The organism is Citromicrobium bathyomarinum (assembly GCA_001306305.2).
In the GTDB taxonomy this organism is placed as follows: domain Bacteria; phylum Pseudomonadota; class Alphaproteobacteria; order Sphingomonadales; family Sphingomonadaceae; genus Alteriqipengyuania; species Alteriqipengyuania bathyomarina.
In genome coordinates, this window is record CP155577.1 from 1,484,420 (window position 1) to 1,499,042 (window position 14,623).

Below are 14,623 nucleotides of genomic sequence, written 5' to 3' on the forward strand. Positions count from 1 at the left end.
TTCATGTCAATCACCCGCGAAGAAGTGGCCAAGATCGCCAGCCTCGCGCGCATCCGGATGGATGACGCGGAGCTGGATCGCATGGTCCCCGAACTCAACAATATCCTGGGCTGGGTCGAGCAGCTGGGCGAGGTCGATACCTCCTCGGTCGAGCCGATGACCGCCGTGATCCCGCAAGCGACGCGGCTGCGCGACGACGTGGTCGATGCCGATCCGCTGACCGCCGGCGGGCGGCGCGAGGATGTGCTCGCCAATGCGCCCGCTGCCGAGCACGGATTTTTCGGCGTGCCCAAGGTGATCGAGTAGTCTCGGTCTCGGAAATTCCCGCTCGTGCTGAGCCGGTGGTGCATAGCGCCGTCTCCGACTCCGAAGCGCGGGCATGGCCTGGACCGATGGGTTCGCCCTTCGACAGGCTCAGGACGAACGGATATTAAATGAGCGAAGACCTTACCAATCTCGGCGTCAAAGCCATCCGCGACGGGGTCGCCGGCGGCGATTTCACCGCGCGCGAAGTGGCCGAAGCCTTCAACGCCAATGTCGCCGCCGCGAAGGACCTGAACGCCTTCATCGTCGCCACGCCGGAGAAAGCTCTCGAAGCCGCCGACGCCATCGATGCGAAGCGCGCGAAGGGCGAGGATCTGGGCAAGATGGGCGGCGTGCCGATCGGCATGAAGGACCTGTTCTGCACCTACGGCGTGCAGACCACGGCTGCCAGCCACATCCTCGAAGGCTTCGTGCCGCAGTACGAAAGCACCGTATCGGCCAACCTGTGGAAGGCGGGCGCGGGGATGCTCGGCAAGCTCAACCTCGACCAGTTCGCGATGGGTTCGTCGAACGAGACGAGCTATTTCGGCAACGTCCTCTCGCCGTGGAAGAAGGCGGGCAGCAATGCTGCGCTGATCCCGGGCGGGTCTTCGGGTGGTTCCTCTACCGCCGTTGCCGCGCGGCTGGCACCGGCTGCGACGGGCACCGACACCGGCGGCTCGATCCGCCAGCCTGCGGCAGTGACCGGCATTACCGGCATCAAGCCAACCTACGGTCGCTGTTCGCGCTGGGGCGTGGTCGCCTTCGCGTCCAGCCTCGACCAGGCGGGGCCGATGGCGCGCGACGTCACCGATTGCGCGATCATGCTGGAGGCGATGGCCGGGTTCGACCCCAAGGATTCAACTTCGCTCGATATGCCCGTGCCCGAGTGGGAGAAGGGCCTTAACCCCGACCTCACCGGCAAGAAGGTCGGCATTCCGAGCGAATATCGCATGGAGGGGACCGATCAGGCGATCCTCGATAGCTGGGAGCGGGGCAAGGAATGGCTGCGCGACGCAGGCGCCGAGATCGTCGATATCTCGCTGCCGCACACCAAATACGCGCTGCCCGCCTATTACATCATCGCCCCGGCAGAAGCCTCCTCCAACCTCGCGCGCTATGACGGCGTGCGCTACGGCCTGCGCGACCTGCCCGAAGGGGCTGGCCTGCAGGACATGTACGCGGCCACCCGCGCGGCGGGCTTCGGCGACGAGGTGAAGCGGCGCATTCTGATCGGCACCTATGTGCTCAGCGCGGGCTTCTACGACGCCTATTACACGCAGGCGCAGAAGATCCGCACGCTGGTGGCGCAGGACTTCGAGAAGGCGTGGGGGGAGTGCGACCTGATCCTCGCGCCGACCACCCCCAACGCGGCCTTTCCGCTGGGCGGCTTCGACGGCGATCCGCTGGCGATGTACCTCAACGACGTGTTCGCCGTGCCGGCCTCGCTGGCCGGCCTGCCCGCGATGAGCGTGCCCGCCATGCTCAACGGCGACGGCCTGCCGCTGGGCCTCCAGATCATCGGCAAGGCCTTCGACGAGCAGGGCGTGCTCAACGCCGGCCTGGCGATCGAGCAGCGCAGCGGGTTCGATGCGAAGCCGGAGAAGTGGTGGTGAGATGAGAGGCTGCCTGAACGCCTTGACGTTCCTGGTGATACTCGCGGTGGCGGTCTTCATTGTCCTCGCCGCGATCGGCTGGATCAGGGACGGTGGCAGCTCGACCGACGCGGCGAGCGATCAGGCAGGCAGGGCGACCGGGCTTCCGGCCGCAGTGAGAGTTTTAGAGGTATACTGATGAGCACTTATCGCATCCAGGGCGCGACGGGCGAATGGGAGGTCGTGATCGGCCTCGAAGTCCACGCGCAGGTCACCTCCAACGCCAAGCTGTTCAGCGGCGCGTCGACCGAGTTCGGCGCGGAGCCCAACACGCAGGTCAGCCTGATCGACGCTGCGATGCCGGGCATGCTCCCCGTGCCCAACCGCGAGTGCATCCGGCAGGCGGTGCGCACCGGCATGGCCATCGAAGCCCAGATCAACGCGTGGAGCCGGTTCGACCGCAAGAACTACTTCTACGCCGACCTGCCGCAGGGCTACCAGATCAGCCAGCTCTACCACCCCATCGTGGGTGAGGGGCAGCTGCTGATCGAGGCGGACGAGAAGGCGGGCATCCCCGAGGACAAGGTCATCGGGATCGAGCGCATTCACGTGGAGCAGGATGCAGGCAAGCTGATGCACGATCAGCACCCGACGATGTCCTACGTCGATCTCAACCGCACGGGCATCGCGCTGATGGAAATCGTCAGCAAGCCGGACATGCGTTCTCCCGCAGAAGCAGGCGCTTACGTGCGCAAGCTGCGCTCGATCCTGCGTTACGTGGGCTCGTGCGACGGTAATATGGAAGAAGGCTCAATGCGCGCGGACGTCAACGTCTCCGTGCGCAAGCCGGGCGAAGAATTCGGCACGCGGACCGAGACCAAGAACGTCAACTCGGTGCGCTTCGTGATGCAGGTCATCGAATACGAAGCCAATCGCCAGGTCGATGTGCTGGAGAATGGCGGCACGGTTGACCAGGAAACGCGCCTGTTCGATGTCGCCACCGGTACCACGCGCACGATGCGCAGCAAGGAAGACGCGCACGATTATCGCTACTTCCCCGATCCCGACCTGCTGCCGCTCGAACTCGACGACGCATTCCTGAGCGAGTGCCGCGAGAGCCTGCCCGAACTGCCCGACGCCAAGCGTGCGCGGTACGAAGGCGAGCTGGGCCTCACGCCCTACAACGCGCGCGAACTGACCGCCGAGGTGGAGACCTTCGGCCGCTTCGAAACGCTGCTCTCCGCCACCGCGGCGAAGATCGGCAAGCCCGAGAAGGCGGTCGCCACGCAGGTCGCCAACTGGGCGCTGTCGGTCGCGCCGGGCGTGATGAAGTCGCTCGGTGAGGAAGCCGATCCCGCGCACGCCACTGCGGAAGCGCAGGCCAGCATCCTCGCGATGCAGGACAAGGGCGAGATTTCCGGCGGACAGGCCAAGGAAATCTACGAGATCGTCCTCAAGACCGGCCGCGACCCCGAGGAAATCGCCGATAGCGAAGGCCTCAAGCAGGTCAGCGACACCGGCGCGATCGAGGAAGCGATCGATGCGATCATTGCCGCCAACGAAGACAAGGTGGCGGAGTATCGCGGCGGGAAGGACAAGCTGTTCGGCTTCTTCGTCGGCCAGACGATGAAGGCGATGCAGGGCAAGGCCAACCCGGCGGTGGTCAACCAGATCCTGAAGGATAAGTTGGGGTGAGGATCGACGAGCTGTGATCACGTTCAGCGAGTTGCTTGAGCGTGACGGGTTCGATCCGTCTAAGATAGTCGTCTTCCGCCATCGTCCGATGGAACCGGAGCTGAATCGTAACTTCGACTGGATTGTAGCGGAGCGTCCAGACCTGTTCGATTGCTATCAGAACACTCACGGGACACGCACGGAGTCGGCGCTAAAACGGGCTAACTATGTGGCCAGCTTCTTACGTCACGGACCGGGCGCTGCATTGTTTTTGGGGTTCTTCGAGATTCGCGGCTGGCGTGACCTCACGTCGGCCGAGTGGGCCGCCCGTCCATCGCATGTCGAGTTGGTCAGATACGGGATGAGCGGCGCTTCGGGCGGCGCCTCGCGAGAGATCATCTCCGAATTCGACCTTGTGGAGACGAGCTATTTGGCCGCGTGGAAGCATAGGCTCGTGATCGATTGGCCGGGTCTTGAACGCTCTTGGTATCGGTGGGCGGATCGCAACACTTTCAGCGTCAAGGCTATTGCCCAAGCTGACCAGTTGGCCGGAGAGCTGCCTAGTTGGGATCAAATTGCTTTGACCTTCGACCAGTTGGCGATCATGCCGACGAGCTGGAAATCGGCACTTCGCCAATGGCGCGGTATCTACCTAATAACTGATATGAGCGACCGGATGGCTTATGTCGGCTCGGCCGGTGGTTCTGAGAACCTGCTGCAGAGATGGACGGACTACTCGAAGTCCGGGCATGGGGGGAATAAGCTCCTGAAAAGGCGCGACCCCAAGAACTTTGTCTTTTCGATTCTTCAGCGCACTTCTCCCGACCTTGATCGTGCGGAACTCTTGCGTCTTGAAAATAGCTGGAAGGTCCGACTGCTAAGCCGCGCACCCTACGGGCTCAACGAAAACTGATGGCCATCCCAAGCCCCAGCATCGTCCTCGTCAATCCGGAGATCGCCGGGAATACCGGCGCGGTCGGGCGTACCTGCGTGGCGCTCGACATGGAACTGGTGCTGATCCACCCGCTTGGCTTCACGATCACCGATACGCGGCTGAAGCGGGCGGGGCTGGATTACTGGCAGCATATCCGGCTGGCGGAATTTCGCAGCTGGGAGGCGTTTTTTGAAGAGCGCAGCCCTCGCGCCGACCAGCTGTTCCTGTTCGAGGAATATGCTCCGCGCGATTTCTATCAGCCGGAATATCCGGAGGACGCCTATCTGGTGTTCGGGCGGGAGACCAAGGGGTTACCGCCCGAGATCGTGGAGGCGCATCGCGCACAGATGGTCAGCCTGCCGATGAAGAGCGACAAGGTGCGCTCGCTCAACCTCGCCAACACGGTCGCCGCCGCAGCCTATCAGGCCATGCGCGCGCGGTTTACTGGGTCTGGTTCGTAATCGTGTAGGTTGCGGTGCAGGTCCACGCGGCGTCGCCGGTCCCGGTTTCGCGGCAGCTGACCCGGTTGCCATCGGGACGCTGGCTGACCGGCTTGCCGTAATCGGTCTCCGCCTTCAGTGACATCCGCATCGACGCCACCACCTGGGTGGGGCCGGTCGCGCTCACCTGCACCATGCGGCTTTGCGGGGCGTCATCCTCGCCCTCGTAGGGCTCATCGGAGTCCTGCGCACCGCTCGCATCGACATAGCGGCTGGCGACCCAGCCGGTCAGGCAGTCGCCCGAATAGGCGCGGGGGCTGCCGACCGAGTTCTCCAGCCCGCAGCGGTCATCCGCGGGCAGGGTGCCATCGCTCAGATACACGATCCCGAACCAGCCGCCCTGCCGGTCGCACAGGTAGAAGGGCGCGTCATCGCCCAGTTCATCGATCATGGTCGCATCGGCGCTGGGTGCTTCGCGCACGGCGAGGAAATCGTCAGCTCCGCGGGGCAGATTGGCAACCCTGCCGATCCGTTGGCACGCGCTCGCGAGCGGGCCGTCGCGCCCGATCCTGACCGCGAGTGCGGGCGGGGCCGTGCCCTCCGCCTCCGGGGTTTCCACCGCGTATGGATCCTGCGAGGAGATGATTGCGCTGTCGGTGGGCGCAGGTTCGGGCTCGCTGTCGGGCGAGCTGCGCTGACCGAGCAGGAAGGCGACTGCGCCGACCAGCAGCACGACCAGCGCGATCAGCACGGCCATTGTTCGATTGATCTGCATCCGGCACTCCGCGACACGACGCCGCATCGGCGGCAGCTCCTCGGGCCCTTCTAGCCACGAAATCGCGCCAACGGGAAGCCCCGGAAGGTGCCTGCAAAAAGGGCCCCGAACCCATCGGTCCGGAGCCCTTTTTATCTTCGCAAAAAGCGGGGCTTAGCCCTGCTTCTCGCCGGTCAGCGGCATGTCGCCGAAGGCGCCCGCGTTGACCTTGCCGGTCATCTGGTCGCCATTGACGGTGGCTTCGCAGTTGAGCTCCATCGGCATCGGGACGGTCATGTCCATCTTCCACTTGAGCGTGTCGCCATCGATGGTGCCGTCCTTCACGTCCATCGAGCCCATTCCGCCGGCCATCGAGCCGGTGAAGGTGTTGCCATCATCGCCCGGGACGACGGTGAAGGTGCCCTTCTGGTCGCCCATCGGGCTCTTGACGACGGTGTCATAGGTTCCGGCTACGGACATAAGCGTTACTCCTCTCACGTGTGTGGGTAGGACGGGCCATCGCCCGTACCTACATTCATGTCAATAAACGTTACTCGACCTCGATGGTTTCCACCGGCAGGCCGAGCTGGTCGAGCTGCGGGCGGACCTTTTCGGCATCGCCGACCACGACCCACACGAAGCCATCGGGGTTGATCGCCTTGCGTGCCGCAGCATTGAGGCTTTCGGCCGTCTGCGCGCGATACTTGTCTGCGAGCGTTTCGTAGTAGTCCATCGGGCGATCGAGCATGACGTTGCGCTGCATCGCGCCGAGCACCGCGCCCGAAGTCTCGAACTGGCCGGGAAGCTGGCGGATCTCGTTGTTGACGTTCCGGGTCAGCTCTTCCTCGGTCACACCACGGGTGGTGACGAATTCATCGACTTCGCGGATCATCTCCGCCAGCGCATCGCCTGTGCGGTCGGCCTGAACCGGTGCCTGGATGAAATAGGCGACCGCATTCTCGTCGAGCCGCGGTGCGCCACGCACGCCATAGCTCCAGCCCTTGGTCTCGCGCAGGTTCATGTTGAGCCGGGCGAGGAAGTTGCCGCCCAGCGCGTTGTTGGCGTTGGTCAGGTCGACGATCGACTCATCGCTCGAAGAGAACGGCGTGATCTCGCCGCCGACGATGAAGCTCTGCGGCGAATTGGGCCGGTTCACCAGCACGACCCGCGCCGATTCGGGCGCCGTGGCGAGCGAGCTGAAGTCTTTCTCGCCCTTCGGCGTCGCCGGAGCGGACCAGTTGCCGAACGCTTCGGTAAGGTCGGGCATGACCTCATCCAGCGAAAGGTTGGAAACGACGAAGATCGTCGCGTTGTCCGGGCGCAGCCAGGTCTGCTTGAAGTTCACCAGATCGTCGCGGGTCAGCGCGCCGACCGACTCGACCGTGCCCGAGCCGCCATAGGGATTGTCTTTCCCGTAAACGAGCGGGGTGGCGACGTAGTAGGCCATGCCGCTGGGGCTCTTGAGAGCCTGCTGGATGCTGGTGACGGTCTGCGTGCGCACCCGCTCGAGCTCCTGCGGATCGAATGCAGGGTTACGCACCACATCGGCCAGCAGGTCGAGCGAGGGTTCGAGGTTGGCGCTCAGCGAAGAAAGCGTGAAGCTCGACCGGTCGACGCCGCCGCCGGTGCTGATGTTCGCACCGAGCCGCTCCTGCGCTTCGGCGAGTTCGCGCGAATTGAGGCTGGTGGTGCCTTCTTCCATCAGGCCCAGCGTCATGCCTTCGAGCCCACGCTTGTCGAGCGGGTCTGCCGCAGAGCCGGCATCGAAGCTGATCGTTACGCGGGTGGCAGGCACCGCGTCGCGCTGCGCGTAATAGACCTTGATGCCGTTGGGCAGCGCGGCTTCGGTCACGTCAGGGAAGTCGAGCGCGGTGAGCTGGGAAATTTCGGGTGCCGGGCGGGCCTTGGTCACCGTGATTTCGCTGGCTGCGGGCGCTGCCTCTTCCGCCGCGTCGTCGGTTGCAACGACGCTGGCGGCTTCTTCGTACTCGCCTTCGCGTTCGCCGGGTTCGAGCACCAGGGTCATCGCGGGGCGGGTCATCCACTTTTGCATCGCCGCCTTGACTTCAGCCGGGGTCAGCGTGGCGAGGATGTTCATCTGACGCTCGAAGAAACCGGGATCGCCGGCAAGCACTTCGCCCTGCGCCAGCGTGACCGCCTTGCCGCCGAAGCCGCCGACCTGTTCGAGCCCGCGGATCGTGCCGGCGAGGTTCGAGGTTGCTGCACGGCGCACTTCGTCTTCGGTCGGCCCGTTTTCGATGAAGTCGGCGAGGATCTCGTTCAGGCGCTTCTCAACCACGGCGGGATCGACGCCGGGCTTCACGGTCGCGCCGACGTCGAGGATGCCGACCCGCTGGAAGGCGTAGTTGCCCGCGTTGACGCTGATCGCGAGCTTTTCGTCACGGACCAGCGCATTGTCGAGCCGGCTGGAGGACAGCCCGCCGAGGATCTGCGCGCCGACGGACAGCGCGGTCAGATCGCGGTCCGTGATACCGGGGACGGAATAGTACTTGTCGATGCTGGTCGCAGCGACCTGGTCCTTCATGACCTTGCGGATGTCCTGCTTCAGAACGGGGACATCGGCCTCAGCCGGATTATTGACCGGGCCGCGCGGGATCGCGCCGAAATACTTCTCCACCAGCGGCTTCGCTTCGGCGGCGGAAATGTCACCCGCGAGCACCAGGGTCGCGTTGTTGGGGCCGTAATTGTCGCGGAACCACTTCTGCACGGTGTCCAGCGTGGCAGCGTCGAGATCGGCCATCGAACCGATCACGTTGTGGTCGTAGGGGTGCCCTTCGGGGTAGAGCGCCTTGATGATCTCGTAGAACACCAGGCCACCCGGCTGATTGTCGCCCTGACGCTTCTCGTTCTGGACGACGCCGCGCTGGTTATCGAGCTTTTCCTGGGTGATCGCGCCCAGCAGGTAACCCATGCGGTCGCTTTCCAGCCACAGCGCACGGTCCAGCGCGCCGGTCGGCACGGTCTGGAAATAGTTGGTGCGGTCGAAATTGGTGGTGCCGTTATAATCGGTCGCGCCCATTTCCTGCAGGTACTGGAAATAGTCGTTGGGCGCGTTTTCCGACCCGTTGAACATCAGGTGTTCGAACAGGTGGGCAAAGCCGGTTTCGCCCTTGGGTTCGTCCTTGGAACCGACATTGTACCATACCGCCACGCCGACGATCGGCGCCTTGCGGTCTTCGTGGACGATCACGGTCAGACCGTTGTCGAGTTCGAACTGGGTGTAGGGGATCGCGACCTGATCGACCAGATCGTCGAGCGGGGCAGCCTCGGCGCTCTCGGCATCCTGCGCGAAGGCCGGAGTTGCGACCAGAGCGGGTGTGGCAAGCGCGACCGCAAGCGCGGTCAGGCTGGTCTTGGTGGTACGAAGCATGTCTGTGTCCCCTAATTCGGAAAGAAGCAGTCTCGGCGAAATCAAAAGCCTGAAATCCGGTGGCTAAATAAGCACTTTCAGCGTTGGCTGGAAACCGTTTTGCGGCTGGTCGCGTGGGTCAAGGCGTCCTCCCGCCAGAAATGAACCGGTTTCAAGCGATGCTGGATGAACAGCGTTGCCTGATCGACGAAGTGCGGGCTGTCAGGCCGGGTGGTTGCCGCGCCGTATGGCTGGATCGAGCGCGAGGTTACGCGCTGGCCCGGCAGCCATTCGACCCACTGGATGAAGCTGTCGCCATGCTTGACCGACAGCCGCCCATCATCATCGACATTCCAGGTGGTCGAGGCGCGCAGCGTGTCCGATCCGCCGTCCAGCGGCAGATCGACATCGCCTTGCCGCAGACGCAGCAGTTCGCTCATCGGTGGGGTCAGGCTGCCGAAGTACTTCTGCAGGTGATCCTTCGATCGGCGCAGTTCCTCCGCCGCATCGGGCCAGGGCGATTTCTGGTAGCTCGACGCCATGAATTCGCGGACCATCAGCAGCGCGATCGCATCTGCGCGGCCGATATTGTCGGCGGTCAGATCCCATTCCAGCATCAGCCTGCGGGCCTCGGCGAGGTCGGGATGCTGCTTCGGGTCGATCGCGCGGACATCGTCCATCATTCGCTTGATATAGCCCGCATTCTCATACGCGGTGTCGTACTTGATCCGCATCAGCGTATCGCTGTCGAGCCGGTCGGCCTCGCTCATCAACTTCCATGCGCGCAGCCCGCGATTGGTCATCTTGAGCTCGACCCCCATCAGCGGCGAGACGCTGTCGGGCGACAGGTCGCTGCCTTCGCCCGCGGCAAGGAACGGCGTGTTGTTGGCGTTCATCAGCCACCCGCTCGCCGGGTTGAGATATTGGGGCAGGGACGCGTAATCGACCGTGTCCTGCCAGATCAGCGCACTGTCGTCGCCGGGCAGCACGGTGCGCCAGTCGGGCCCCGCCTGTCGCTCGGGAATGGCGGCGTTGTAGACATAGGCGATATTGCCCTCGGCATCGCCGTAGATGAAGTTGGTCGAAGGGATCTGCCCGCGCGACAGGATGCCGTACCACTCATCATAGGTCTTCGCCTTGTTGAGCCGGTAATAGGCGTCGAGCTGGCCGATGCTGCCGATCCCGCCGTAACGGATGGCAAAGGCACCGTTGTCGTTCTTCACCACCGGCCCGTGCACGCTACGATAGACCGTGCGCCGGATCGGCAGGGTGAAGGGGCCGACGCGCACCGGCAGGGTGATGTCGGTCGCCTCCAGATCGCGCCACTTGCCGTCGAGGCGATAGCGGGTGCCGGAGTCGTCCAGTACCAGCTTGTAGATATCGATCATGTCGGGCGTATTGACCGTGTTGGTCCAGCCCAGCGTCTCGTTATGGCCGAGGAAGGGGAAGGGGCTGCCGGGGAAGTTGGCGCCCGCATAGTGCCATCCCTCGTCGCTCTGGACGATCAGTTCATACCACGCGACCCCGCCGCGCCAGGGCTGGTGCGAATTGGAGACCAGGATGGTCGGCCCGCCCGACTTCTCCGGCGCGACAGCAAAGGCGTTGGAGCCTGCGTATTCCGCATCCTCCCCCATCGGGATCGGTCCGGCATCGGCCGTCTTGCGCGGCTCCGGCGCAGCATCGTCCATGATCCGGGGCGCATCGTCGATAGTCGAGGTGCCGCTCAGCGAAGGGCCGTATTCGGGTGGCAGCGGCTTGCCTTCGACCAGCGGGCCCAGATAGCGGTCGAGCCCGAAGAAGAACGGCTGGCGCAGCGCGAAGCCTGCGGCAATGTCGATCCCGTTGACCGGGAAAAGCTTGCCCAGCTTGATCTCGCCCGGATGATCGCGCGCGTAATCGTTGAGGCCGACTGCATAGGCGTCCAGCAGCGCGCGCGTATCCGCGGGCAGTTTGGGCCACTCGCGCTCCGCCGTCTCGCGCGCGCCGGTCAGGTGGTAGGCATAGTCGATAGCCGCGCCGTCCTGCCCAGCAATCGCGCCATAGCGCCCGCGGCTCATCGCGACGACATCCTGCAGGGTGGTGAAATCGTCTTCGGCATGCGCGATGGCGACGCCATAGGCAACGTCGGCATCGGTTGTGCCGTAGACATGGGGCACGCCGAACTCGTCCCGCACGATCTGGGCGGTGTAGGTCCGGTCGCTGTCGGGAGCATGGCCCTCGCGCGCGAAAAACGGCTCCCACGTCATCAGCCCGATTACCGCGATCAGCACGATCGCGAGCACGGCCAGGCCGAGGCCCCCCAGTACCTTCTTCATCCCGAATCCCATCTTCTTTTTTAATTACTTGCTGCGGGACATGCGCGATTTCGATTGCATGTGGCAACCCTTCGCACCGGACTGTGCAGCCTCGTGTCGTTCGTCCCGCCGCGAGACCACGAGGTCGATCGACTATGCAAAAATTTGCAAGAGACCCTTACGTGGCCGGATGGCAACACTATTTCAGGGCGGCACGGAAAAAGGGGACCGCACATGAACCTCGAAAACTTTACCGACCGCGCGAAAGGCTTTCTCCAGTCCGCGCAGACCACCGCCATCCGCCTGAACCACCAGCGCATCACGCCGCTGCACATTCTCAAGGTGCTGCTCGACGATAGCGAGGGGATGGCTGCGGGGCTGGTCCAGCGCGCGGGCGGCGATCCGGTGAAGGCCGAACAGCGCGTCGACGACGAACTGGGCCGCATCCCGGCGGTCAGCGGCAGCGGTGCACAGGCGAGCCCGGGGCTCGACAATGACTCGGTGCGCGTGCTCGACCAGGCGCAGCAGATCGCGGAAAAGTCCGGCGACAGCTTCGTCACCGTGGAGCGGCTGCTGGTCGCGCTGGCGCTCGCATCCAACAGCAAGGCGGGCGGCGTGCTCGCCGACGCAGGCGTCGATGCCAAGGCGCTGGAGCGCGCGATTGCCGACCTGCGCGGCGGACGCACCGCAGACAGCGCCAATGCCGAACAGGCTTACGACGCAATGCAGAAATATGCCCGCGACCTGACCCAGGCGGCGCGCGATGGCAAGCTCGACCCCGTCATCGGCCGCGACGAGGAAATTCGCCGCACGGTGCAGATCCTCGCCCGGCGGACCAAGAACAACCCCGCGCTGATCGGCGAACCCGGCACCGGCAAGACCGCGATTGCCGAAGGGCTCGCGCTGCGCATCGCCAATGGCGACGTTCCCGATAGCCTCAAGAACCGTACGCTGATGGCGCTCGACATGGGCGCGCTGATTGCGGGCGCGAAATATCGCGGCGAGTTCGAGGAACGGCTCAAGGCCGTGCTCGACGAGGTGAAGGGCTCCGACGGGCAGATCATCCTGTTCATCGACGAGATGCACACGCTGATCGGGGCAGGGGCCTCCGAAGGCAGCATGGACGCGTCCAACCTCCTGAAACCGGCGCTTTCGCGGGGCGAGCTGCACTGCATCGGCGCGACCACGCTCGACGAATACCAGAAATACGTCGAGAAGGACCCGGCGCTGCAGCGGCGTTTCCAGCCGGTCTATATCGAGGAACCCAGCGTCGAGGATACGATCAGCATCCTGCGCGGGATCAAGGAAAAGTACGAGCTGCACCACGGCGTACGGATAACCGACGGCGCGATCGTCGCCGCGGCGCAGCTTTCCAACCGCTACATCCAGAACCGCTTCATGCCCGACAAGGCGATCGATCTGATGGACGAAGCGGCGAGCCGCATCCGGATGGAGGTGGAGAGCAAGCCCGAGGAGATCGAAAATCTCGACCGGCGGATCATCCAGCTCAAGATCGAAGAGCAGGCGCTCGCCAAGGAAAGCGACGATGCGAGCAAGGAACGGCTCGAAAACCTGCGCGAAGACCTCGCCAATCTGGAACAGCGTTCGTCCGAACTGACCACTCGCTGGCAGGGAGAGCGTGACAAGATCCATGCCGAAGCGCGGATCAAGGAAGATCTCGACGCGGCGCGGCTGGAGCTGGAGCAGGCGCAGCGCGCGGGCGACCTCGCCAAGGCGGGCGAGCTCCAATACGGGCGCATCCCAGAGCTTGAGAACAAGCTCAAGGAAGCCGAAGGCCACACTGCCAACGCGCTGCTGCGCGAGGAAGTGACCGAAGAGGATATCGCGGGCGTCGTCGCGCGCTGGACGGGCATCCCGGTGGACCGGATGCTTGAAGGCGAGCGCGACAAGCTTCTGAAGATGGAAGAAGTGCTGGGCAAGCGCGTGATCGGGCAGGAGGCTGCGGTCGAGGCGGTGTCCAAAGCCGTGCGCCGCGCGCGTGCAGGCCTCAAGGACCCGGGCCGTCCGCTCGGCAGCTTCCTGTTCCTCGGCCCCACCGGCGTCGGCAAGACCGAGCTGACCAAGGCGCTCGCCCAGTTCCTGTTCGACGACGACAACGCGATGGTCCGCATCGACATGAGCGAATTCATGGAGAAGCACGCGGTCGCGCGTCTGATCGGCGCACCTCCGGGCTATGTCGGCTATGAAGAAGGCGGCGTGCTGACCGAAAGCGTGCGGCGCAGGCCCTATCAGGTCGTGCTGTTCGACGAGGTCGAGAAGGCGCACTCCGACGTCTTCAACGTGCTGCTGCAGGTGCTCGACGATGGCCGCCTTACGGACGGACAGGGCAGAGTGGTGGACTTCTCCAACACGCTGATCATCCTGACGTCGAACCTGGGCAGCCAGTACCTGTCGAACATGACCGACGATCAGCAGGTCAGCGATGTCGAGCCGCAGGTGATGGACGTGGTGCGCGGGCATTTCCGCCCCGAATTCCTCAACCGGCTGGACGAGATCATCCTGTTCCACCGCCTGAGCATGGAAAACATGGCACCGATCGTCGAACTCCAGGTGGCGCGCGTCCAGAAACTGCTCGCCGACCGCAAGATCGAGCTCGAACTGACCGATGCGGCGAAGCGCTGGCTGGGTCGGGTCGGATATGATCCGGTCTATGGGGCGCGTCCGCTCAAGCGCGCGGTCCAGCGCTACGTACAGGACCCGCTCGCCGAGAGACTGCTGCAGGGCGAGATTCCCGACGGCAGCACTGTCAAGATCGACGAGGGCGATGGCGAACTGGCGATTTCAGTCGATTGATTGCGCATTTCGTAAGCCTTCGTACCTGAGCGACTTCCCCAAGGGATTGAGCCGCATCAAGGATGGCGCGCGCTGTCCATAGCCTCTCCTCCTGCCGGGCATTTCGTCCGGTGAGAGGAGAGCAATGTCATGACGTCACGATATGTGACCATGCTTCTGGTGATCGCGGGCTTCGCGCTCGCCCCGGCAAGTATCCAGGCGTCTGACGACGACGACCGGCCGGGTGTCGCGATCTACCCCGGCCCGGGCGACTACGAGAGCTGCGACGAGTTCAACTGCTCCTGGGGCCAATGCGACGACAATGGCTGTTCCGTGATCTTCACCTATCCGCGCCGCTACGAGGTTGCGCCGCCGCGTCCGTGATCCCGCGTGGACGAGCATCGTCGGACGCAGCGCCCGGCGATCCACTACGGACAACAAAAAAGGCCCCGGTTTCCCGGGGCCT

The 14,623-nt window shown here is 64.2% G+C and carries 11 protein-coding genes; 7 read left to right on the top strand and 4 right to left on the bottom strand.

Annotation, left to right across the window (positions count from 1 at the left end):
- The first annotated feature begins 3 nt into the window (after window positions 1-3).
- The 5 genes from gatC to VO57_007340 all read left to right on the top strand — a co-directional run bounded on the left by gatC (window position 4) and on the right by VO57_007340 (window position 4,967).
- The gene (gene gatC, locus VO57_007320; protein XBL71133.1) at window positions 4-306 is read left to right on the top strand and encodes an Asp-tRNA(Asn)/Glu-tRNA(Gln) amidotransferase subunit GatC; all 303 of its coding nucleotides are present in this window, start codon (window positions 4-6) and stop codon (window positions 304-306) included.
- Window positions 307-434: 128 nt separating this feature from the next.
- The gene (gatA, locus tag VO57_007325) at window positions 435-1,919 is read left to right on the top strand and encodes an Asp-tRNA(Asn)/Glu-tRNA(Gln) amidotransferase subunit GatA (protein ID XBL71134.1); all 1,485 of its coding nucleotides are present in this window, start codon (window positions 435-437) and stop codon (window positions 1,917-1,919) included.
- 177 nt (window positions 1,920-2,096) lie between these two features.
- Window positions 2,097-3,593: an Asp-tRNA(Asn)/Glu-tRNA(Gln) amidotransferase subunit GatB gene (gene gatB, locus VO57_007330; GenBank protein ID XBL71135.1), complete on the top strand. Its 1,497-nt coding sequence runs from the start codon at window positions 2,097-2,099 to the stop codon at window positions 3,591-3,593.
- A gap of 13 nt (window positions 3,594-3,606) precedes the next feature.
- A complete protein-coding gene (locus tag VO57_007335; protein ID XBL71136.1) occupies window positions 3,607-4,485 on the top strand; it encodes a GIY-YIG nuclease family protein in 879 nt (292 codons plus the stop codon).
- Complete coding sequence (locus VO57_007340; GenBank protein ID XBL71137.1) at window positions 4,485-4,967, top strand: tRNA (cytidine(34)-2'-O)-methyltransferase; 483 nt, start codon at window positions 4,485-4,487, stop codon at window positions 4,965-4,967. Before VO57_007335 ends, VO57_007340 begins: the two co-directional genes overlap by 1 nt.
- Here the strand turns inward: VO57_007340 and VO57_007345 are convergent.
- From VO57_007345 to VO57_007360, 4 genes are all read right to left on the bottom strand, one after another.
- Window positions 4,948-5,748, bottom strand: coding sequence for a hypothetical protein (locus VO57_007345; GenBank protein ID XBL71138.1), 801 nt, complete (start codon window positions 5,746-5,748; stop codon window positions 4,948-4,950). The genes VO57_007340 and VO57_007345 overlap by 20 nt on opposite strands.
- A 126-nt stretch (window positions 5,749-5,874) precedes the next feature.
- Entirely contained in the window at window positions 5,875-6,180 is a 306-nt protein-coding gene (locus VO57_007350) for a hypothetical protein (protein XBL71139.1), read from the bottom strand.
- Window positions 6,181-6,250: 70 nt separating this feature from the next.
- The gene (locus tag VO57_007355; protein ID XBL71140.1) at window positions 6,251-9,091 is read right to left on the bottom strand and encodes a pitrilysin family protein; all 2,841 of its coding nucleotides are present in this window, start codon (window positions 9,089-9,091) and stop codon (window positions 6,251-6,253) included.
- Window positions 9,092-9,168: 77 nt separating this feature from the next.
- Window positions 9,169-11,385, bottom strand: coding sequence for an acylase (locus VO57_007360; GenBank protein ID XBL71141.1), 2,217 nt, complete (start codon window positions 11,383-11,385; stop codon window positions 9,169-9,171).
- Between the two features lie 213 nt (window positions 11,386-11,598).
- On the opposite strand from VO57_007360, the gene clpB reads away from it, so the two are divergent.
- Window positions 11,599-14,178, top strand: a complete 2,580-nt coding sequence (clpB, locus tag VO57_007365) for an ATP-dependent chaperone ClpB (protein ID XBL71142.1) — start codon at window positions 11,599-11,601, stop codon at window positions 14,176-14,178.
- Between the two features lie 129 nt (window positions 14,179-14,307).
- Window positions 14,308-14,541, top strand: a complete 234-nt coding sequence (locus VO57_007370) for a hypothetical protein (protein XBL71143.1) — start codon at window positions 14,308-14,310, stop codon at window positions 14,539-14,541.
- Window positions 14,542-14,623: the final 82 nt, after the last annotated feature.

Excerpts from the sequence above, each read along its gene's own strand:
- gatC (XBL71133.1), top strand. The coding sequence starts at position 4 with ATGTCAATCACCCGCGAAGAAGTGGCCAAGATCGCCAGCCTCGCGCGC.
- gatA (XBL71134.1), top strand. The coding sequence starts at position 435 with ATGAGCGAAGACCTTACCAATCTCGGCGTCAAAGCCATCCGCGACGGG.
- gatB (XBL71135.1), top strand. The coding sequence starts at position 2,097 with ATGAGCACTTATCGCATCCAGGGCGCGACGGGCGAATGGGAGGTCGTG.
- VO57_007340 (XBL71137.1), top strand. The coding sequence starts at position 4,485 with ATGGCCATCCCAAGCCCCAGCATCGTCCTCGTCAATCCGGAGATCGCC.
- VO57_007345 (XBL71138.1), bottom strand. The coding sequence starts at position 5,748 with ATGCGGCGTCGTGTCGCGGAGTGCCGGATGCAGATCAATCGAACAATG.
- VO57_007350 (XBL71139.1), bottom strand. The coding sequence starts at position 6,180 with ATGTCCGTAGCCGGAACCTATGACACCGTCGTCAAGAGCCCGATGGGC.
- VO57_007355 (XBL71140.1), bottom strand. The coding sequence starts at position 9,091 with ATGCTTCGTACCACCAAGACCAGCCTGACCGCGCTTGCGGTCGCGCTT.
- VO57_007360 (XBL71141.1), bottom strand. The coding sequence starts at position 11,385 with ATGAAGAAGGTACTGGGGGGCCTCGGCCTGGCCGTGCTCGCGATCGTG.
- clpB (XBL71142.1), top strand. The coding sequence starts at position 11,599 with ATGAACCTCGAAAACTTTACCGACCGCGCGAAAGGCTTTCTCCAGTCC.
- VO57_007370 (XBL71143.1), top strand. The coding sequence starts at position 14,308 with ATGACGTCACGATATGTGACCATGCTTCTGGTGATCGCGGGCTTCGCG.